Origin of the sequence: Leptospira alstonii serovar Sichuan str. 79601 (genome assembly GCF_000347175.1) — a bacterium.
Taxonomy (GTDB): Bacteria; Spirochaetota; Leptospiria; order Leptospirales; family Leptospiraceae; genus Leptospira; species Leptospira alstonii.
In genome coordinates this window covers 107222-128631 of sequence record NZ_ANIK01000071.1, presented here as the reverse complement: position 1 = coordinate 128631, position 21410 = coordinate 107222, and the positions used below count along the sequence as shown (strand labels likewise).

Genomic DNA, 21410 nt, shown 5'->3' with positions numbered 1-21410 from the left:
GACTACGGGAATATTTCCTGGTGGAAGGAAGAGGAGGTTCTTTTGAACTGCGGAATTCTTTTCCGCAAAGAATTCAAAAACGCACACTGCGAACTCAGTCTTTTGCTCGTGGACGATTTCGATATGAAGGAAATCAATCTTTTGAGAAGAGGAAGGGATAAAACGACGGACGTACTTTCCTTTCCGTTGGAGTTCGATTTTTCCCCTTTACGAAACGTCCTTCAAGGTATAAAACGTCCCGATTCCGATTCTTCTCCGCCGATTGCGTTAGGCGAAATTATCATCTCCGTTGATACTCTCGAAAGACAGGCCGTCGAGATCGGACATTCGCCTAAGGAAGAGTTTTATCGACTTCTAGTTCACGGGTTTTTACATCTTCTCGGCTACGATCACGAACGGGGAGAGGAAGAGGAAAAAATCATGAAATCGAAGGAAGACGAATGTCTGGAAATGCTCCGGGGGCTTTGAGAAAAATACGGGGAATTGTTTTGGAATCGAAGACGATTCAAGACGGCGACGCAATCATTCGGCTTTTACCGGAGACGGGGCAGGTGGAGAATTTTCGCGTTAGAGGAATAAAAAAAAGCAAAACGAGACCGATGGCATCCGTGGAACCGGGTTCCCTTTCCGACGTGGACTATTATCATTCCAAAAATAAAGAGACGCATAACGTAAAGGAGATTTCGCTTATCAATCGTTTCGATAAAGCGAAGTCGGGTTACTTGGGGACCGTGCTCGTATCGTATCTTGTAGAGTTGGCTTCTTCCTTTACTCCGGACGGAGGGGAACATCCCGGAGAATTTCGTCTTCTTTCCGGGGCTCTGGAAGAATTGGAGGAAAACGGGCCATCCGCTTTGCTTCTTCCTTTTTTCAAATTGCGTCTTCTCGTTTCCGGAGGATTCCTTTCCAAGGAACTTCTTTGTCATTCCTGCGGGACGGAGTTGAAAGAGATGACGTCCGTCACTTTACAAACTTCTCCTTTGGAACTCGTCTGCGGAAATTGTCTTCATGGAGATCGGAACGATCTGGGTTTTGTGCAATGGATTCAGACGTTTTTGATGCTCCGGTTTCGGGAGTTAAAGGAAAAAAAAATATCCGTTGAAAACATCCTGGACCTGGACAGAATTTGTAATCGAATGCTCGAACCCATCTTAAGAAAGAAGTTGAAATCGGCGCTTACGCTCTACGAGGCTTTGGGAGAAAATCTTGGAAAATTTTCTTAAAACGATACTTTTTACGTTCTATTTCTGCGTTTTACTTTTTCTCGTAATCTTAGATATCCGATGGGATCAAAAAACCCCGGTGCAAATTCCGGTTGTTGCGGAAACGAAAGAAAGAGGGAAAAGATCAATACTTGTTTCCATGATGAATTTAAAAAAAATGGTTTTTGAGGAATTGGAAATCAGTTGGGAAACGTCTCGAAAGAAAAACGTGTTCTACGAAAGGAAATGAAATCGACTGTTCCTTCCGGAGTTGACGACAAAAACGATTCGTATGATTTCTCACGCCAAACGCGAGTTCTCCGGTTAAACGCAGTGTCTCGTTTCCTATCATAAAACCCCGCAAGTTGAGAGGATAGAATGATTAAATGCAGTGATTCTTGTGGGAGTTCCCACATTTTACGGAAGATTTCGAATTTCGTGGGAGTTCCCACATTTTACAGAAGATCTCGAATTTCAGCTACGCTGAGAAACAACGCTAAACTCAGCCTCGCTTTCTATGGATCGTTTGACATATGAAAGAAAATGAAACGCTCAAACAAGTCGTACTAAAAGCATTGGAAGAAGGGGTGGATGCCCTGATAACCTCTTTTCCGGAAGTTGAAAAAAAATCGCTCCGGATAAAAATCGAATATTCCAGAGAGGAAAAATTTGGGGATTACTCCACCTCCTTTGCATTAGAAAATTCTAAAATTCTAAAGAAGAATCCGATTCAGGTTTCCGGTGATTTGGTCGCCATTATGCAAAAACGAACGGATTTATTTGAAACGGTGGATTTTACTCCTCCCGGTTTTGTGAATTTTCGGATCTCGTCGGCGTTTCTTTTAAGATTTATCGAATCGTCTATTCTATTAGGAAATTATTATCCGAAAGTCGATCGTCCTCTCAAAATCAATTTAGAGTTCGTGTCCGCAAATCCGACGGGTCCGCTCAACATCGTATCTGCGCGCGCAGCCGCCAACGGAGATGCTATGGCTTCCCTATTGAAAGCGATCGGTCATAATGTGGATAAGGAATTTTACATAAACGATTATGGAAATCAGGTTTTTCTGCTCGGTGTCTCGACCTTGGTTCGGATCCGTGAATTGAAAGGCGAATCCGGGACTCAGCAGGAAACGGACGATTCCACACCGATCGAGACGATTCTGGAAAAGAATATCCTTCCGGCGGAGGGTTACCGAGGCGAGTATATTAAAGATATTGCAAATACTCTTTTAAAAGATCCGGCGAAATCCCATAAAATCGAAACGTTATTGAAGGAAAAAAAATACCGCGAACTTGCGGAACTTTGTTCGGTGTGGACCGTGGAAAACAATCTCGTTTGGCAAAGAAGGGATTTGGATTCGTTCGGAGTCGAGTTCGACAATTATTTCAGCGAACGCACGTTACACGAGACCGACAAGGTTCTCGCGGTGATGAAGGATTTGGAAAAATCCGGAAAGATCTTCGAAGAGGAAGGAAAAAAAGTATTTCGTTCCACGGAATACGGAGACGACAAAGATAGGGTTGTCGTTCGCGACGACGGAAGACCCACGTATCTTTTGGCGGATATCGCCTATCATAAGGATAAGATCGAACGCGGATATGATAGAATCTACGATATTTGGGGACCCGATCATCACGGTTATATCGCGAGGCTTTCCGGAGCGGTGCAATCTTTGGGATATAAAAAAGAGAATTTTAAAGTGCTTATAGCACAACAAGTCAACCTCCTCGAATCGGGACAGAAAGTAAAGATGAGCAAACGCGCCGGTTCCTTTCAAACGATGAGTGATCTCATCGGATATTTGGGAAAACACGGAAAGGACGTGGGACGTTACTTTTTTGTAATGCGGTCACTCGACGCACCTTTGGACTTTGATCTCGATCTTGCAAAGGACGAATCGGATAAAAACCCCGTCTTTTATTTGCAATACGCACACGCAAGGATCTGTTCCATTTTTCGGGAAGTAGGAAACCAAACCTCAAAAGAGGCGGCCGCTACATTAGAAATGTCTGAAGAAAGGAAACGGCTATTATTTTGGATCGCCAGGTTCCCGGAGGAAATATTCGATTCTGCAAATGCTATGGAACCGCATCGTGTCACCAATTATCTGCAGAGTTTTGCAAAAGCCTTTACCGGTTTTTATTTAGGAAAGAATAATAAACTAAAGGACGCGACTCCGGACGTGCGACTAGGACTTGCAAGAATTTGTCTGGCGACTAGGAACGTGCTTGCGGAAGGTCTCGGATTGATCGGGGTTTCCGCACCGGAGAGAATGGAAAAGGAAAGCTGATGTTTTTGCCTAGGATTGTCGTTTTGTCCACCGGTTCGGAACTTACGGCCGGAAGAAGCCGGGATACGAATTCTTCCTGGATCGCAAACGAACTTTTCGGGATGGGATTTACGGTTTCCAAGTTCGTAGTTTTACCGGACGATCCGGTCGCGATCGACGAGGAATTAAGAACGTTAGCCGCTCTCGCAACGAAGGAAACCCCGGTTCTAATAGTGATGACGGGCGGACTCGGACCCACGGAAGACGATTATACTCTGGAAGTTGTCTGTAAATTAAAAGAAGTCGTTTCCGTAGAAAGTTCGGTCGCAAGGAAAAGGATCGAAACACTGTACAGACTTCGCGGAAAAAATTTTCAGGAAGCGATGCAAACCGCAATCCGTCAAGTATCCGTTCCGGAAGGTTCTACGATCCTAAATAACAACGTCGGGATCGCTCCGGGTTTTATCGTTTCCCTACGAGAAAACGCGCACTTAGTCTGTATGCCGGGAGTTCCGGGAGAAATGACCGAAATGTTTCGGGACGAACTGGCGCCTTGGATAACAAAGACATTTTCCGCGCAGGAATTGTATTCCGGATTCCGGTTTATCTGGTGGATGAGCGAGTCCCAGTTTCAGAAAGAATTTATTTCTAAAGAGGAAACGATCTCAACCGGTAAAGTGATATGGGGAGTCGCGGCAAAAAGGGGATATATCCGAGTCAGTTTTCAATCCGCCGAACGCGTGTTAGTCGAGGATCTGCTCCAAAAATTGGATAAAGTTTATGGACCCAAATCCACGGCTGACGTATTCGAGGAACTTCCCAAATTATTGGTGGAAAGAAAAATCAAAGTAGGGACGGCTGAAAGTTGTACCGGCGGATTGATCGCCAAAACGTTTACGGATGTTCCCGGTTCCTCCGCGTATTTTTACGGGGGAGTGGTCTCCTACGATAACGGCGTAAAGTCAGGACTTCTCGGAGTCAAACGCGGCACGTTGGACGAGTTCGGAGCCGTGAGCGCGGAAACGGCGAAAGAAATGGCAGAGGGTGCGTTAGTCGCTCTTGGAGTCGACTATTCGATCAGCGTTACCGGAATCGCGGGACCGGGAGGTGGAACTCCCCAAAAAAAAGTGGGACTTGTCTATTTCGGAATCGGACAAAAAAACGGGGAAACCGAAATTCACGAACATTACTTTCCGTTTCCTCGAAGTTCTTTCCGTGAATTTGCGGCTCATACGGGAATTTATTTGTTATACAATCGTTTGAAGAGGTCGGTATGAAACTCATTTCCATAGCGGGATTCGGTTTATTTTTTTCCGTGTTGTTTTTTTATTTTCTGGGGAATCCGTATCCTACCGCGATCGGAATCCAAAAAGTATGGGCCTTTTCCAAATCGGCACACGCCGGAATGGCGCCCGATCCCAGATTTTCCTGGAATCCGGAAGACACGATCAACGGGTATAAATTCGAAAATTCGTATTATACGATCCATTCTTCAAACGGAATCGCGTTAGACGACACAAGGAGAATCGAATATCCGCTGAACGCTAAAGGATATCTCGAATACAAAAAGATAGGCTCCGAAGTGAATTTTTATTCTCCTTCCGGAGAGATGTTTTGGACGAAAGAATACAGAAGTTATCCTCGCATTTCCCCTTCCGGAAATCTTGTGCTTCTTATCGCCGGAGATCATAATCAGGTAATTTTATCCGATATCAACGGGAACACAACCGGGGCCGTAAAAATAGACGGACGATTTTTGACCGATTATACGTTCGCTTCATCCTCGCTCATAACGGGAGTTCTTTTTTCGGGAGGAGAATTGTTCGTTCTCGACGCAAAAGGGGCGATTCAAATCAAAAAAGGTCTCGGCTCCGAAAAAAATCCCGTATTTGCAAAGAGTGTTACGATTTCTCCCGACGGAACCAAAACCGCCGTTCATCTTTTGAATGCGAATAAGGACAAGATTCTCGTTTTAGGGGAGAAGGGTGAGGAGATTTCCACTTTCGATTTGGATACGATTTATCCTCATAAACTTTATTTAGCGATTTCTAATACGGGAGAAGTGCTCGTGGCGGCTCCGAATCGGATCGAGTTCCGCGATATTACCGGTAAGAAAATTCTGGATCTAAAGCGAACTTCGAACAACGGCGTTTATCAAACCGCATATCACAACGGAAGTTGGTTTATCGCGGAGTTAAATCAGGAAATTCTTTTTATCGATGAAAACGGAAAAATCTTAAAAAAGGAGAAGATTCGAGGTTCCGAATTACCCGCTCGTTTTTTTCCTTCCGGTAAAAACGGTTCGGTCGTATTGGAAACGGGAAAGGAATTGTTTCTTTATCGGAATCTTTGATTTAATAAATCCCGAATATTCTAAAAAAATAATAAACATTCATTTGTATTTGGATATGAATAGGTCGACCATTCCTACGCGAGGAAGCCAATCTAGACCCCTGTCGGTATTTCCGGCAAAATAAAGATTTCCTTTAAGGTCAACTCCGATTCCGGCGGGCCATATTATTCCTACTACGGGAGTACCGAACTGCCGCGCCCATTCTATTCGTCCAAAGGGATCGTGTTTTGTTAAAAAAACTTCGTTCTGCGACAAAGCGGCTTTGTTTTCGTCCAGAATATTCGCGTTCGTTATACCCGTAGAATAAACGTTTCCATGTACGTCCGTTGTTAATTTGTTGATTCCCGTCTTAATCTGAAGTCCGCGTTTAGGACCGAATTGTCGGATCCATTGACGGACGCCTAAGGAATTGTATTTCACTAAGGTTCCAAGATTCGCCGTCCCGTCCGCTCCCGATCCGAAATCTGCGTTGCTCTGTCCGCCCACAAAAACGTTTCCCATCGGATCCACAGTTATAAAGTTTCCCTCGACGTTTTTTAAAGGAAAGCCGAGTTGAGCAAAAAAACTTCTATTTCCGTTGTCACCGTCGTATTTGAGAATAAAAAGATCGCTTAGTCCGATACCCGCTGCCGTATACGTCTCAAAATTTACCCTCGCACTCGTGCCAACCATATAGATATCGCCGCTAAATCCGTCAAAGGCTACTGCTTTCGGCTGAATGAGGGCGTTTCGAATTGAAAGTTGACGAGCCCAAACCTGATTTCCGTTCGAGTCAAACTTAACGATAAATCCGTTGTCACCACCGACTTCCGGACCTCCGAAGGGACCGTTCGATTCACCGACTACGTAAGTATTTCCAAATGTATCTACGCAAATACCCCTAGGATTTGTTAGGAAATCGGGACCGATCGCGCCTGTCTGAGCCGTCCAACCTCGCGTTCCGTCGGCGTTGAATTTGATTATGAACATATCTAGCGAACTCGCGACGGGACGTATTAAAAAACCGTCATCATACGTGTTGCCGGTTACATATACGTTTCCATTCGAATCGACGGTTAAGCCTACCGACTCCAACCTCGCGTTTGCGGCTCCGAGTTGTTGTGTCCAGATTTCATTCCTCTGAGAATCGTACTTTCCGACAATAATGTCCTCGGTTCCGATTGCCTGCGGAATGTAAATGCCCCCGTCGGTGCCTGCGAGAACATAGATAAAACCGTTTTGATCGACCACAAGATCTTGGCCGTTAACCATACTGTTCGGCGATCCGATTGCTAAGGTCCAATCCAGCTCCAAGGAGTGTGGCGAATCCTCGCGGAATGTATCGTGTAATGACGGATCGTGATCGGCGCTTCCTCGAAGTAAAAATTGAATCCAAAAATCGCCGGTTCCCGGATCTGCGACGTTGAATATCCGAGCCGGGGCACAAGCCGAAAGCAAAATAAAAACCAGAATGGAAAAGCGGTTCACGATATTTTTTCCCAACGTTTCACGACCTACTAAAACTGCGGGAGATATTTGAGATAGGAATTTAACTAGAAATAGGGTAATTTAACCTATTATAATATACGTGAATGTAGTTCAATTTGTATTCTTTAAGTAATGGAATTGGTATGTCCAAGGTAAAAGGCGCTTAACGTGCAGACGGCCTTTGAGTAATGTTCACAACTTTCGTTACGTATATTTTTTCGATTCGTTTAAACTTCGTAAATCGAAAGGGATTTATAACTTTTGTTCCCCTGTTTATCGAGGAGAGCGATGATTTCGGTCCTTTTCTCTTTTTCGATATTAAAGATCAACTGATCCGAAATCTCTCTACAAATATACAAACCTCTACCGTGAGAGTCGGCAAGTCCGGGAGGAAATCCGGTGTTTTCATCCACCGTGATATGACGGTCCAAACGTTTTAGAATTTCCTTCTTGTCCAAGGAACCGAAATGATCCCGAATCACGATGATGAACGTATTTTCGGCGATTCCATAACCGATCTCGAAAAAATCCGATTCCGCGAGTTGGATGTTTTCCAAAGGGATGACAAGATCTCGGGAAGGAAGTTCGTACTGGTATTTATAATTTCCCTTGGAATCCCGCGGGGCCCGGATCATCGCGTTGGAAGTCAATTCTTCCAGGATTTGATTGATCGCGTTAGGAGCTCCTTTTTCCACCAGAAATTTAGCGATTCGATTGCAGAGAAAGTTTCTTTGTTCGTCCGAATAGATCCTTTTGAAGGCGATTCCTTCCGCGCGAGGAACCGAGAAGTCCTTATCTCCCGCTCCGGATTCTTCGATGGCAAAGTCGGGTCCGAAATATTTTTCCACTCCGAAAATATCTCCGGTGAGAAGTTTGTGAACCATCACGGAGATCAATTTTATATCCAGAAAAGAATATTTAGGGATGATATTCCAAATTCCGTGTTTGTAGGCAAAGTTGATATAGTCGTTGATGTTGTAAGCCGTCATCAGAGTATAAAGTATGTGCGGAAATTCGTGTTGGATCGTTTTGATCAGATCGAGTCCTGTTTTTCCCGGCATCCGAATATCCGTGATGACTAAATGAATCTTTTCGTTTTTTAATATACGAATCGCCTCGTCGTAATTCTCCGCGTCGAAGATTTTATATTGAGCGGAAAGTAAATCCTTGATCGCCTCTCGGATCGAATGAATGTCTTCAACAATAAGAATATGATACATCAGGAGGAATATCCGTGATTTTGTGTGAAGGGAAGAGATACTCGAAATCTGGTTTTTTTTTCGAAAGACTTCACCGATAATTCGCCGCTGTGTTCCCTGACAATCGAATGACAGATGGAAAGTCCGAGTCCGGTTCCGGTTTTATTCTTCGTAAAAAAAGGAGAAAAGATCTTATCGATCAGATTGTCCGGGATTCCTCCCGCGTTATCTTCCACGATGATATGCAACATGTTTCTTGTTTTACGGACTTCCACACGGATTTTTCCTTCTCCGTAGTCGAAGGCTTGCAGGGAATTTTTAAACAAATTGATAAAAAGGCGTTCCATCTTCACTGGATTAAATTGAAACATAGTTCCGGGTTCGCAGAGAATTTCCCAGGTGATGTTTTTAGAAAGGACCGGGTATACCCAGATCACGTTCTCTTTCGCTTTTTGAATGGTTTCGTAAATGTCGGCGGTTGTGGTCGCCAATCGATCCGGTTTGGCAAAACTGATGATGTCCGTAACAATCATCGCAGCCCGCGTTAGATCCTCTTTCATCATGTCCAAACGTTTACGAAAAAATTCGGGGTCGATCGAAGTCAGGTTGTTCAAAAGGCTCTGAAGGGTTAAACTCATTCCGGTGAGAGGATTGTTGAGTTCGTGTGCGATTCCGGAAATAAAAATTCCCAAAGAGGCGAGGTTACGAATCCTCAAATTTTCCTCTTCCTTTTCTTTGATTCGAGTGATATTGTTTACCTTTTCGAGAACGGAACCGATAATCCCGTCCTTCTCAATCGGATAAAAGTCCAAATAAAAAGTTTCTTTCTGGCCTTTGACGGAATGAAAAATTTCCCGATTCACGTCCGATTTCGGATATTCAAAGTATCGATTGAAATTCTCCTCTTCCGGTTGCATTTCTTTCATCGGACAATAGGGACAAACGTCGCCGCGATTGTAGAGAACCTCGTAACATTTTTTTCCTATAATGGAAGAAAACGAAGATTGACCGGAAAATTCAAGAGTAGACCGATTGACACGGCGTATACGAAATCCCGGATCGATCAATACCAACGGCTCGGTAATCCCATCCAAGATGGATTGAAGTTCACCGGCTCTTTCTAAGAGATTTTCCTGCAACGAGGACATGAAGATTCAATATTGTAGAGAATCTTTAAAAGTTTGCAGTAACTTTTTTTTATTTTTTGCCGATTCCTGGCTTTGCATCTCTTGAAGTCTTAAGAGTTGGATCAGAAAATCTTCCAGAAGTTTTAAGTAAAATCCCTGCTTAAAGTCGGACCTCTCTCGATCATCCGGAAGAAGTTGAATCGGATATCGAACTTCCTTTCCGTTTCGATCCGCTTGTAGAAGAATATCGTCCACATTCTGATCCAGGGGAGTTTCGTCCGTTAACCGGATCAGAGTCGAATCGGAACCGTCCGCATTTTCGGCTTTTACTTCCGTTACAATTTTGGAAAGAGTGGTTCCGGTAAATTCCAAAAGAATCGATTTGCTTTCCGCTTTTTCGATTCCGTTTTTTCCTTCCTGAATCGAATGTTTTACGATCTTAATTCCCTTTCGATTCGGGTAGGTTCCGAGGAAACTAACATAGGTCCCGCTCGGAACGGATTCCATTTTTTCCAATTTCAACAACTCTCTAGCGACTCCCAGTTCTTCGTAGATTTTCAAGATTCTTCGGTTTAAAATAGAAGCCGTATCCGAGGACTTGTTCGGATGTTTGTCGTCGTTCTGGGAAAATACGGAAAAGTTTGTGAATACGAGAAGAAGAATCAGGAAGTTTAAAAAAAAGGAAACCGATTTTCGACTCGAAGAAGAGTTTTCCGGGTGAAAGGAAAATTCTTCTTCGATTGGTTCCGATCTAAGATTAAGGATTGGTCGTAGGGGTTGGCGTCGCAGGAACGGGAGTCGTAGTAGGTGCGGTCGTTTCACTTTTGGTCTCCTCAGGCGGTGCGGTCAGATTCGGAGTTGCTTCCGGCATCAGTCTATCTTCTTTTTTAGCAAAAAGGAAAGAAAGAACAAGAGAAAGGGCGATGAATAAAATCGCCGTTACACGCGTCGCCTTGGTAAGAACATCCGCAGTGGAAGAACCGAAAACGGATTGGCTGGAGCCTCCTCCTAAAAGTCCTCCTCCTTTGCCGGTCTGAATCATAACGAGCAGAACCAGAAAGAGAGAAACAAAAACAAAAAGGGTTAGAATCACTCCGTTTAACATATCAGTTCCTGAAAAAAAATTGAATCCTTTGCCAGATTATGGAGCCTGTGAGGGTTGACAATTAAAATACTCATCTTAAGGGCCTACTGATTGGTCCGAGTCGTTTTAAAAAAGTCCCGCATACGAATCGATTTTCTGGCTGGCTCCGCCTACGAGACCGCCGTCTATGTCTTTTTGTTTTAGGAGATCTTGAATATTGTCGGGTTTTACCGAACCTCCGTAAAGGATCGAAAGAGATTCGGCCACGGAAGACGCTCCCACAAAAAGTTCCGCAACTTCTTTACGAATGAAAGCGTGCACTTCCTGGGCCTCGGCGGGAGTGGCAACTTTTCCGGTTCCGATCGCCCAAACGGGTTCGTAAGCCAGGATTAAATTGGAGAATGAGCTGCTTTCGATTTCTTTGAGACCCTCTTTGATTTGAGAAGAAATGATCTCGAATGTTTTTCCGGATTCTCTTTCCAAAAGAGTTTCCCCTACGCAGTAAAGAGCCGTGAAACCGTTTTTTAAAAGAAAACGGATCTTTTCGTTACAGAAAAAACTGGATTCTCCTAAAAATTGTCTTCTTTCGGAGTGACCGATCATCACCACTTTTACGCCGACTTCTCTCAGTTGATCGGGAGAGGTTTCTCCCGTAAAAGCGGCAAATCCGGAGTGATAACAGTTTTGCGCTCCGACGATGACCCCGCTTCCTTCGAGAATACTTGCAACTTTCGTTAAATGGAGGGTGGAAGGAAAGACCATCGAGATCTTGTTTTTGGAGATGGACGGGATTTTTTCTTTGATCGATTGTGCCAGGGAAACCGCTTCCTTTTCGGAGAGATTCATTTTCCAATTTCCGGCGATCACTGTCTTACGCATGCGTTCCTCGTTGATGATTTCATGAAAGATGGGAAGAGTTTGGGGGAAAGGGAAATGGCTACAAGGATTTTTTCGCATTCAGAGGATAGGCGGTGGAAGACGGAAAGATTTTGCAGAAAATTGAAGTTTTACTTTGATCTAAAGACGATCGATAAACCTGATTTTCTCAGAATGTGGGAACTCCTACGATGATTTTTGTTTCAAAGCTGCCTCGTCCTTTGTCCTCAGAATGTGGGAACTCCTATGAATTTAAAATTTTTTCCGAGACACAGAATGTTTCGTTTTTGGGTGTTTGAGAATTTGGTAGGAGTTTTGTTTTTATATCGTTATTTTCTTTGATTTCAAAAATTTGATTCTTCAGAAGGTTTCGATTTTTAAAGACAGTTTTGTAGATCAAAAAATTCAGAATGAACATGGAACGACTCGATTCGAATTTAATTTCCCATTTCAAATGGATCAAAGGAATTCTTTTATCGTGTTTTCTGATCCCGATTTTTTCCACTTATTCAAACAGTAGGGCTCCGAGAGCGGTTAACGCGGCACCGGGAAGCGTGCTCTTTTCCAAATCGAAAGAAGTCCGTTTAGAAGAGGAAAAATTATTCATACACTGCGAGAACCTATGTTCGATCAAGGCGGTATATCGGATTCATTCGGAACAAAAAGGAAGTTATCTTTTTTCCTTTGTTCTTCCCGCATCCGCTACTTTGGAAGTTCTTCACAATCGAAATGGAATTTCGACCGTATCCAAAGCGGAAAAATCCATAAAAGAACTTTCTCCTTATCTGAAAGAACTCGCCGATTCTATGAAAGAACAAAAGAAATATCCGGAGCATAAGGTCTATGACACACCTCATGTTGCCGAGTTTCAATTGAATTTGGAAAAAGGAATTCAAGAAATCGAAATCAGATACGTTATGCGTCCTGGGCAGAATGAAACCGGTTTTGGATATTTATCTTTCGGAGATTCCGATTTTTGGGGGGTGATCGAATACGATCTTTGGCCGGCCAAGGAATGGATCTCTAAAAATTTTCATCTTACTTTTGAGATGAGCGTGCCGGAAAATCGGAAGTTCTTTTTTTGGGGGAGGCGTAACCTAACTTGTTTTGATTTAGGGAAAAACGATTATCAAATAAAAGAATTGAATCCGGAGCATTTCTCTGGCCGGTCCGGTAAAAGAGTAAACCGTTTTCAGTTCGGAGCGGAATTTCCGGATATTTTAAGATGTACTTACGATGTGGATGGGCCTTTGTATCGATAGACGATTCGGTAAATGAGAAGGCGGCGGGGAACAAAAAGTTATAGGACTGAATAATATATTGATTTTAGAATATTTTGAATTTTGAAAGTTCTATGCGGTTGATTTGATTTTGAATTCCAAGCCTGGATTTGAGTTTTTGAGCCGCGTTCTTGTTCTTAAATTCATGCATAATTTTATATTAGAGTTGTTGAAAAATTCAATAGTCGCGATTAACAAAACTGCTTCAATCGTCCATTTCAATGCAACGGAAACAAATGGAGAATTAATTTTTCAACAACTCTATTATGATATTTAAGAGGTAAATTGTTGGAGGAATTCTTTATGAGAAAGGCTCTTGTACAGATTTACAGTAAAAGAGGTAACGTTCGCGAAGCTTATAAAGTATCGCGATTATATGTGATTTCTCAAATACTCTCCAGCCCAATTCAAGGCGCGGAATTGGTGGAGAAGAACCTCACTTCCAGTAATGAGTCAAATAAAGATTCCAATCGCCATCCGGAGGCGCCCAATCTTCGAGATATCGACTTCGTTCCTCCGACCCTAATCCTTCCCAAAAAGGCAACCAGACATTACGTAACCAACTTTCGCTCTCGCCTTGTCTCCATCCGCTCCAACTTGGGTAGCTCTCGGGATACTCGATCCACGGCGGTCGCATCTCGAATTTGGGTCGTTTTTCGTTCATGGAAACTTTTATCGCGGTTACATTGTTCTTAAAGCAAAAAACCGAGCGAATGCCCGGTTCATAAGGTGCAAGAAACGTTGAATCCGAGTTTACTCGGAATCTTTTCTCTTGAGCGCTTCCACGCCGGGGAGTTTTCTACCTTCCATAAATTCTAAAGACGCGCCGCCGCCGGTAGAGATATGAGTGATCTTGTCCGCGACTCCGGCCTTGTTGATCGCAGCGATGGAATCCCCGCCGCCTACGACGGTTTTGGCTTTGGACTTCGCGATCGCCTTGGCAAGAGCCATCGTGCCGCCCGCGAATTTATCCATTTCAAAAACTCCCATCGGACCGTTCCAAAAAATCGTTCCCGCGTTCTTGATGATCTTTTCGTAATTGGAAACGGTTTTGGAACCGATGTCCATTCCCATCCAACCGTCTAAGATTCCCATCTTGTCCACTGACTTCGTTTTAGCTTTTTCGCTGAACTGATCCGCGATGATATGATCCACTGGAAGTTGAAGATCGACTCCAGCAACTCCGGCTTTTTCGATCAACTGAAACGCTTGTACTTCGAATTCTTTTTCCACGAGAGAATTTCCTACGGGAACCGCTCTGGATTTTAAGAATGTGTAAGCCATTCCCCCACCGATGAGAAGGTGATTTACCTTATCGAAGAGATTGGTAAGAACCTTGATCTTGGAGGAAACCTTGGAACCGCCTATGATCGCAACGAAAGGACGCGCGGGTTTGGAAAGAAGCGCCGAAAGTTCCATGATTTCCTTATGCATTAGAAGTCCTGCATATGATGGAAGAAGGTGAGCGATTCCTTCCGTGGAGGCGTGCGCTCTGTGGGCCGCTCCAAAAGCGTCGTTCACATAGACGTCTGCAAGGGCTGCGAGTTTTTTGGAAAAACCCGGATCGTTCTCCTCTTCTTCCTTATGAAAACGTACGTTTTCGACGACTAAGATTTCCCCGTTTTTCAGTTCCTTGGAGAGTTTGACCGCCTCGTCTCCGATCACGGTTTTAGAGAAGCGAACGTTTGCCTTTACAAATCCTTTGAATACTTCCACAACGGGCGCAAGTGAGAATTCGGGATTAACTTGTCCTTTCGGTCTTCCGAGGTGACTTGCTATGACGATCCGCGCCCCTTTTTTCAGAAGCAGTTCGATCGTAGGAAGTGTTTTTTCGATTCTGGTTTTGTCGGTTACTTTTCCGTTTTCGATGGGAACGTTAAAGTCCACTCTCAGGAAAACGCGTTTTCCCGAGAGGTCGACGTTTTCAAGTCTGGGTAATTCCATGAATTAACCTTTCTTCGCCATAAAGCGGATCAGGTCGAGAACTCGGTTGGAGTATCCCATCTCGTTATCGTACCAGGAAACCAATTTGAAAAATCTGGAATTGAGTTCGATACAAGCGTCCATATCGAAGATGGAAGAAAGAGTGGAACCAATGAAGTCGTTGGATACGACCATGTCTTCGGTATAACCGAGAATTCCTTTCATCGCACCTTCGGAAGCCGCTTTCATCTTCGCGGAAATTTCTTTGAGGGAAGTTTCTTTTGTCGTTCTTACCGTTAAGTCTACTACGGAAACGTCCGGAGTCGGAATTCGAAAGGACATACCGGTGAGTTTTCCGTTAACTTCGGGAATACAAAGTCCCACCGCTTTGGCGGCTCCGGTCGACGCGGGAATGATATTCTGCATAGCTCCTCTACCACCTCGGAAGTCCTTTTTAGAAGGTCCGTCTACGGTCGGTTGTGTAGCGGTTGTCGCATGAATTGTCGTCATCAGACCTTCTTCGATTCCAAAGTTATCCAGAACGACTTTTACGATCGGAGCGAGACAGTTTGTGGTGCAGGACGCGTTAGACACAATGTGATCGGACGCCGCGTTGTATTTTTCGTTGTTGACTCCCATAACAAAAGTAGGGATGTCTTTGTCTTTTGCGGGGGCTGAGATGACCACTTTTTTGGCGCCTGCTTTGATATGTTTTTCGGCGCCGACTCGGTCGGTAAAAAGTCCCGTGGATTCGATCACGTAGTCCACTTTCAGATCTTTCCAAGGGAGTTTTTCGGGATCCCTTTCCGAAACGCAGAGAATTTTTTTTCCGTCCACGATGAGTTCTTTTTCGGTATGTTCAACGGTTCCTTGAAATCTTCCGTGGGTAGAATCGTATTTGAGTAAGTAGGCCAGATTGTCGGGAGTAACTAAATCATTGATTGCGACAAATTCCAAATTGGGGTCTTTGATTCCCGCGCGGAAAACGAGTCTTCCGATTCTTCCAAATCCGTTGATGGCTATTCTGGTCATTTTTTTCCCTTCGTTAATTTAGATTTGCAGCTCGTCTTAAAACTCGAATCGATACTAAGCCGCAAGATTTCGCCCTATAGGACGAGGTTCTTATCAGTAGATCCTTTTCTATGGCGGGTTATACCCGGATTGAAAGGAGAATCCTTTAAGAATTGAATACAGTATTTTCACGGACAACTCTCTTGAAAATCCGTTTTTTGGGGAGAATTTGGGAATGAACCCGGGATTTTTATTAAAAATTCGATTTGGGGTTAGCCCGTATAATAGCGTCGGAAATTCTTACTTGGGAAAGGTGCGTTAAAAATAAAATTTTCTCAAACCGCAGATTTGAAGATGATGAGGAGAAAATTGTAGGAACTACTACATTTTAAAATTTGTTCCTAAATCCGGATGTGGGAACTCCCACAACTTTCGATTTCACAATGAAACTTTCAAAAATGCGGGTCGTTTTTTCCGCGGAAGTTGTTTGTTGGTTTTTAGCAGTTCGATAAGCCGCTGTGTCCCAAGCTTTTTCTTTCTGATTTGATTGAGAAACGTAAGCTTTGGGTTTTAAAAATTTTCACAAAACCCAGGATCGATTTTATATCGATTTAGGAAGACTATGCGCTTGTGGAACCGGATTCGGCAAAGTATCTTACTAAAATTTCATCCATCATCGCATTCGTAAGAGGTTTTGTTTTAAAATCCGATGTGGAACCGAATTGACTGAATTTATTTTTATCGTCCGGGTTGTCCGAAGTAGTCAGCATGACAATGATCGTGCTAGTTTGGAATTCAGGGTCCAAATTTTTATATTCATCCAAAAATTCCCAACCGTTCATTCCGGGCATATTGATATCTAGGAAAATGAGATCGGGATAGGGGAGTTCGTTTTTCGATTTATTTTTTAAAAAGTCCAGGGCTTCCCGACCGGATTGTTTTGCGATTACGGTTTCGGCATACCCGCCCTTATGGATCACTCTTTCATGAAAAAAATTATCATCCCTGTTATCGTCAATGAGAAGGATACATTTCAATTTTCGATATTTCATAAGTCTAAATTAGGAATGATAAAGTGAAACGTACTTCCAACTTCCGGGTCGGATTCGACCCAAATACGACCATTGTGCAATTCGATGATTTTTTTACAGTGAGCCAATCCGATTCCATGACCTTCGTATTCCTCTTTGAGATGAAGTCTTTGAAAGATAAAGAAAATTCTATCTAGATATTTGAGATCGATTCCGATCCCATTGTCTTGTACTGAAAAATGGCAGTAATCATCCACTTTTTCGCAGCGAATTCTAACTTCAGGATCGATTCCTTTTTTAGAAAACTTGATCGCATTGGAAATCAAATTCTGAAGAAGTTGTCTGAATTCCACCTCGTAAACGTTCAGACTCGGAAGCGGATCGGAAAAGATTTTAGCATTGGAATTGATAATCAGATTTTCGAGATCGGAAAGAACTTCCGAAAGAATTCGGTTTAAATCCGTAAGAGCTAATTTTTGATCCCTTCCGATTCTTGCATACATCAGAAGCGCTTTTACGAGAACGCTCATTCGTTTGGTGGCTTGATCGATCGTTTTCAGGTGATGATTCGCGTTTACGTCGAATGTGCTTCCGTAATCCTCTTCCAAAATTTGAATGTAGTTGGAAACGGTTCTCAGAGGTTCCTGTAGATCGTGAGAGGCGAGAAACGCGAACTGTTCCAATTCCTTATTCTTGACTTCCAATTCGTTTTTTCGGATTAACGTGGTTTCTTGATTTTTTCTTTCGGTAATGTCTATGATGGAAGCGAGAACCATCATACCTTCGTCCGTATCGATCGGATTCAAACCGATTTCGACTTGAATTTCGGTTCCGTTCTTTCTGCGCGCGAATAAGTCTCGGCCCGCACCCATAGATCGAACGGAAGGAGATTGAAAGAATTGATCTCTTCGATCGGGGTGTGCCTCTCGAAAACGTTCCGGTAATAGGACTTCCAGTTTCACTCCGATCAACTCTTCTCTTTCGTAGCCGAAAAGTTTTTCGGTTTGTGCGTTTACGAGGGAAATTGTACCTTCTTCGTTTACGAGAACCATTGCGTTCGGCGCGGATTCGACGACGAGACGAAATCTTTGTTCCGCCTTTTTTCTTTCCGTGATGTCGATGATGGAAGCTAAGACAAGGGTTCCGTCCGCGGTAACGAGGGGATTCAATCCGATCTCGATCGGAAACTCGGAATTGTCTTTTTTGAGACCGAAAAGTTCCCTGCCTGCGCCCATAGGCCGAACTTTCGGAGAAAGAAAAAAAGAATCTCTAAACGCGGGATGACTTTGGCGGTATCGAAACGGAAGCAATTCTTCCACGACCTGTCCGATCAATTCGGTTCGTTCGTACCCGAATAACTTTTCGGCCTGATTATTGATATAAACGATTTTTCCGTCCCGATTCAGCAATAAAATCGCATTTGGAACCGATTCGACCATCAACTGGAATGTAAGTTCCGAATGTTTCATCATTATATGATTTTTTTGTTTATTCAATGGACCCTAGCAAGAACGTTAAAAAACAAATAGAATTGGATAAAAGTATCACAATGATAAATTCGTGTCAAATCGTAAATTAGAATATTCGAATTTACAATATTGAAGCAATTGGACATAGAAAAGACGAGATTGGAAATCGAAAAGGAAAAAATCCGAAATTCGAAAGAAAATTTAGGGAACCTCTAAAAACTTTCGTTTCGTTATTTGGATAAGAGTAAAACCCTCTTCTAAAAGCATTCTATAATATAGATTTTCAGAAAATTCGGGTTTTTAGAGGTATTTTAGAAGGCCTTTCCCAAAATATTTTCGATAGGAACCGGACCGAAGTCCCTGGAATCCGAACAAGAATCCCGATTGTCGCAGAGAAGAAAGTAATCCCTGTCCTTGAGGATCAAGGGTTCGCTATTGTCCCGACCGGAAAAACTTGAGGGAAACGGTCCTCGTTTATCTTCGAACTGAAGAACGAATCCGTTTCCGACTCCTGAAAAATCTTCCGGATTGTGATTGTGATTGCGATAGAGAATCTTATTTTTCATTTGAACCGTGTCGCCCGGTTTACCGGAGATTCTTGAAAAAACGACCTTACCTTCTTGAGTCGGATGTTTTACCAAAACCAAATCGCCAAGATAAAGATTGGATCGATTTACGAAACGCGAAAAGTAAATTCTTTTGCCGAGAGAGTAGGTGGGAAGCATCTCTTTCGTTTCCAACGTGAAAGGGAAAAAAAGAAAAAATCGAATCAGGGTCGCCGTAGTCAAACCGATCAAAAGTCCCACTCCGACTTGTTTGAGGAGAGATTTTATTTTTTCCCTTTTTTCTTTTTCTTGGTTGGAAGAGCTTCTACCCATGCGTGCATTCTTTTTCCGATCGAAATTGGGTCAAAAGAAAATCTTTTTTTTAGACTTGTTTTGAAGTCTCTAAGGAAAAAGATCTGAAAGAAGAAAGAGAGAAGAATTCATGAAATCAAATTATCAAATCCTGGAGTATATGGGAAAAAAACCTCAAATTCATGAGTCCGTTTTTTTGGCTCCGGGTTCTCAAGTAGTCGGAGACGTTGTGATCGGAAAAAATTCTTCCGTTTGGTTTCAGACTTTGGTCCGAGGGGACGTCAACTACATACGGATCGGGGAAAATGTGAACATTCAAGATCTTACGATCATCCATGTCGCAAGGGATATGTATCCGGTTGAGATCGGAAATAACGTATCGATCGGACATAGGGCGACGATTCACGGATGTAAACTCAAAGACAACGCATTCGTAGGAATGTGTGCGACTTTGATGGACGACGTGGAAGTCGGGGAATTCGCTTTTATAGGAGCGGGGGCCTTGGTCACACCCGGAAAAAAAATTCCTCCCGGAGTTCTTGTTATGGGATCGCCCGGTAAAATCGTTCGAGATATTACCGATAAGGAAAGAGAAATCATCACTCGAACGACCGGAAATTACATCAAATACAAGGAAAATTATCTGCAAGACCCGTTTTATACACGAGTTTAGGATTTGAAAATCGTGATTCAAGATGATGTAGTAGTTCCGACGATCTTCCGTAAAAAATGTGCGCCCCGCCCTGTTCTTGGGTGGGGGGTGAGGTGGTGGGAAGAAAACGGCAAATCCACCTATATCAGAAAAACATTCTATTTGCAATCGCAAATTCCGACTGAAATTTTTGTCGTACCTCCGACAAGACTCTCTCGTACAAAAAGGATTTGCGAATGAATCAGAAAACCCTTCCCGGCGTATACGTTCGAGGAATCGGGGTCATCGGTTGGCCTCTTGCGTCTTTGTTGCTTTTACTCCAAGAAAAACTCGGAAAATTTCAGGTTTACATCGAGCCGTATAAGCTTAAAAAATCCGAAATTCCGGCGATCCTTTCCCTTGTGGAAAAGGGGGGAATCGTAGTCGATACGGGAGACAACGGAGTCGCAGAATTCTTCCCCGAGTTTATCGCAAAAAAAGAAGCGTTGGATCGTTCGGAGGTTCTTTGTGATTGTTCCCCCTCGGGAGTTGCCGATTCGAGAATCGAAGAATACAGTACTTCAGAATATTCTAAAATTCGTATGCTTATCGCTCAGGGAAGCGAACACAAATTCGGACCTCAGTTTTTGTATCCGGATGCGAGAACGTTTTTGGAAAAAAAAGAACTTCCGAGGTTCTTGCACGTTTCCACCTGCAATACGCATACTTTGGCGGGGTCGCTTCGATTATTGATCGAGGATTCTCCGAAAGAATTGGAATCGATCTTGGAAGAGGCGGACTTTTTAGTGATCCGAAGGGACGCGGACATGGCAAAGGACGATCCGCACGTAACCGGGCCGCTGCTTGTCAAACCCGAGGCGGAGTGGGGAACCCATCACAGCCGATTGTTAAACGAACTCTATTCTCAGATTCGGATTAAACTGCCTCTGACTTCTTCCTCGGTTACGATCAATTCGCCTTATATGCACCTGGTTCGATTTCGTTTTCGGTTGAAAAAAACGATTCCGAAAGAAATCATACTAAGGCGATTGCAAAACGATCCGTATTTGTCCACGACCGAATTGATTTCCACCAACTCTATTTTTTCTTCGGGAAGAGATCGCGGTCTTTATGGAAGAATTTTTTCTCATGCTGTGATTCCTCTCGGCTCTCTGGAAGTTTTGGAAAAAGAGATTCGAGGTTATGCGGCGACCCCCGGAGATTCCAACGTTCATATTTCGACGATCTACGCGGTTTTTTGCGGACTGGGAATTGCGTTCGGACCGGAAGCGGAATCTTTTTTGCAGAGTATTGTTTTACAAGAAATCTGAGAATTCTTCATAAAAGTCTGCTTTGAGATGGAGTGCTTTTCTCAAAAGTAGAGAGACGTTCCTGAAAAAGTTCATTACTTTACTTGAATGGTTGCCACAAAAAGTTTTTTGAGATAATACAATTCTTTGCCGTAATTTTAGTGGGAATGAACTTGAAGTCCGGTATCAAGCATTTTTTCGGCGAAACATTTTGTCGGAACAATAAGATCCTGGCGTTTTCTACATTCGTATTCGAAATGAAAATCAAGTCGTCGGACAAGTTCAAAATAGAAAGAAGTTGAAACTAATTTTTCAAC

At 43.3% G+C, this 21410-nt stretch carries 21 protein-coding genes; 9 read left to right on the top strand and 12 right to left on the bottom strand.

The features are described 5' to 3' along the window. The first annotated feature begins 42 nt into the window (after positions 1–42). The 6 genes from ybeY (at position 43) to LEP1GSC194_RS14885 (ending at position 5828) form a co-directional block, all read left to right on the top strand. Positions 43–468 carry an rRNA maturation RNase YbeY gene (ybeY, locus tag LEP1GSC194_RS14910; protein ID WP_020774379.1) on the top strand — a complete coding sequence of 142 codons (426 nt, stop codon included), beginning with the start codon at positions 43–45 and terminating at the stop codon, positions 466–468. Then, positions 441–1223, top strand: coding sequence for a DNA repair protein RecO (gene recO, locus LEP1GSC194_RS14905; protein ID WP_020774365.1), 783 nt, complete (start codon positions 441–443; stop codon positions 1221–1223). The genes ybeY and recO overlap by 28 nt, the downstream gene beginning before the upstream one ends. Further along, entirely contained in the window at positions 1207–1452 is a 246-nt protein-coding gene (locus LEP1GSC194_RS14900) for a hypothetical protein (RefSeq protein WP_021064796.1), read from the top strand. The genes recO and LEP1GSC194_RS14900 overlap by 17 nt, the downstream gene beginning before the upstream one ends. A gap of 283 nt (positions 1453–1735) precedes the next feature. Further along, the gene (gene argS, locus LEP1GSC194_RS14895) at positions 1736–3496 is read left to right on the top strand and encodes an arginine--tRNA ligase (protein ID WP_020774375.1); all 1761 of its coding nucleotides are present in this window, start codon (positions 1736–1738) and stop codon (positions 3494–3496) included. Beyond that, the gene (locus tag LEP1GSC194_RS14890; protein WP_020774373.1) at positions 3496–4752 is read left to right on the top strand and encodes a nicotinamide-nucleotide amidohydrolase family protein; all 1257 of its coding nucleotides are present in this window, start codon (positions 3496–3498) and stop codon (positions 4750–4752) included. Before argS ends, LEP1GSC194_RS14890 begins: the two co-directional genes overlap by 1 nt. After that, positions 4749–5828, top strand: a complete 1080-nt coding sequence (locus tag LEP1GSC194_RS14885) for an NHL repeat-containing protein (RefSeq protein ID WP_020774305.1) — start codon at positions 4749–4751, stop codon at positions 5826–5828. Before LEP1GSC194_RS14890 ends, LEP1GSC194_RS14885 begins: the two co-directional genes overlap by 4 nt. 39 nt (positions 5829–5867) lie before the next feature. On the opposite strand, the gene LEP1GSC194_RS14880 is transcribed toward LEP1GSC194_RS14885, so the two are convergent. The 6 genes from LEP1GSC194_RS14880 to tpiA form a co-directional block, all read right to left on the bottom strand. After that, positions 5868–7295, bottom strand: a complete 1428-nt coding sequence (locus tag LEP1GSC194_RS14880; protein ID WP_020774260.1) for an SBBP repeat beta-propeller lipoprotein, LipL53 family — start codon at positions 7293–7295, stop codon at positions 5868–5870. 227 nt (positions 7296–7522) lie between these two features. Further along, positions 7523–8515: a response regulator transcription factor gene (locus LEP1GSC194_RS14875; protein ID WP_020774315.1), complete on the bottom strand. Its 993-nt coding sequence runs from the start codon at positions 8513–8515 to the stop codon at positions 7523–7525. Beyond that, the gene (locus LEP1GSC194_RS14870; RefSeq protein ID WP_020774290.1) at positions 8515–9642 is read right to left on the bottom strand and encodes an LIC_12097 family sensor histidine kinase; all 1128 of its coding nucleotides are present in this window, start codon (positions 9640–9642) and stop codon (positions 8515–8517) included. Before LEP1GSC194_RS14870 ends, LEP1GSC194_RS14875 begins: the two co-directional genes overlap by 1 nt. 6 nt (positions 9643–9648) lie before the next feature. Then, complete coding sequence (gene lenA, locus LEP1GSC194_RS14865) at positions 9649–10362, bottom strand: endostatin-like outer membrane lipoprotein LenA (RefSeq protein WP_051185337.1); 714 nt, start codon at positions 10360–10362, stop codon at positions 9649–9651. A gap of 16 nt (positions 10363–10378) precedes the next feature. Further along, a complete protein-coding gene (gene secG / locus LEP1GSC194_RS14860; protein ID WP_020774286.1) occupies positions 10379–10726 on the bottom strand; it encodes a preprotein translocase subunit SecG in 348 nt (115 codons plus the stop codon). Between the two features lie 105 nt (positions 10727–10831). Next, a complete protein-coding gene (gene tpiA / locus LEP1GSC194_RS14855; protein WP_036043157.1) occupies positions 10832–11584 on the bottom strand; it encodes a triose-phosphate isomerase in 753 nt (250 codons plus the stop codon). 413 nt (positions 11585–11997) lie between these two features. On the opposite strand from tpiA, the gene LEP1GSC194_RS14850 reads away from it, so the two are divergent. Next, the gene (locus tag LEP1GSC194_RS14850; protein ID WP_020774339.1) at positions 11998–12843 is read left to right on the top strand and encodes a hypothetical protein; all 846 of its coding nucleotides are present in this window, start codon (positions 11998–12000) and stop codon (positions 12841–12843) included. A 454-nt stretch (positions 12844–13297) separates the two neighbouring features. On the opposite strand, the gene LEP1GSC194_RS22725 is transcribed toward LEP1GSC194_RS14850, so the two are convergent. The 6 genes from LEP1GSC194_RS22725 to lepB all read right to left on the bottom strand — a co-directional run bounded on the left by LEP1GSC194_RS22725 (position 13298) and on the right by lepB (position 19173). Next, positions 13298–13525: a hypothetical protein gene (locus tag LEP1GSC194_RS22725; RefSeq protein WP_081605107.1), complete on the bottom strand. Its 228-nt coding sequence runs from the start codon at positions 13523–13525 to the stop codon at positions 13298–13300. An 89-nt stretch (positions 13526–13614) separates the two neighbouring features. Then, complete coding sequence (locus tag LEP1GSC194_RS14840; protein WP_020774321.1) at positions 13615–14805, bottom strand: phosphoglycerate kinase; 1191 nt, start codon at positions 14803–14805, stop codon at positions 13615–13617. 3 nt (positions 14806–14808) lie between these two features. Further along, entirely contained in the window at positions 14809–15816 is a 1008-nt protein-coding gene (gene gap, locus LEP1GSC194_RS14835) for a type I glyceraldehyde-3-phosphate dehydrogenase (RefSeq protein ID WP_020774378.1), read from the bottom strand. A gap of 599 nt (positions 15817–16415) precedes the next feature. After that, a complete protein-coding gene (locus tag LEP1GSC194_RS14830; RefSeq protein WP_020774374.1) occupies positions 16416–16847 on the bottom strand; it encodes a response regulator in 432 nt (143 codons plus the stop codon). Next, the gene (locus LEP1GSC194_RS14825) at positions 16844–18295 is read right to left on the bottom strand and encodes a sensor histidine kinase (RefSeq protein ID WP_036043184.1); all 1452 of its coding nucleotides are present in this window, start codon (positions 18293–18295) and stop codon (positions 16844–16846) included. The genes LEP1GSC194_RS14830 and LEP1GSC194_RS14825 overlap by 4 nt, the downstream gene beginning before the upstream one ends. Positions 18296–18606: 311 nt before the next feature. Beyond that, complete coding sequence (gene lepB / locus LEP1GSC194_RS14820; RefSeq protein WP_020774386.1) at positions 18607–19173, bottom strand: signal peptidase I; 567 nt, start codon at positions 19171–19173, stop codon at positions 18607–18609. A gap of 109 nt (positions 19174–19282) precedes the next feature. Between lepB and LEP1GSC194_RS14815 the strand changes: the two genes are divergently transcribed. Continuing rightward, the gene (locus LEP1GSC194_RS14815; RefSeq protein ID WP_017808048.1) at positions 19283–19825 is read left to right on the top strand and encodes a gamma carbonic anhydrase family protein; all 543 of its coding nucleotides are present in this window, start codon (positions 19283–19285) and stop codon (positions 19823–19825) included. 215 nt (positions 19826–20040) lie between these two features. Continuing rightward, positions 20041–21114 carry a hypothetical protein gene (locus LEP1GSC194_RS14810; protein ID WP_020774304.1) on the top strand — a complete coding sequence of 358 codons (1074 nt, stop codon included), beginning with the start codon at positions 20041–20043 and terminating at the stop codon, positions 21112–21114. Positions 21115–21410 lie beyond the last annotated feature (296 nt).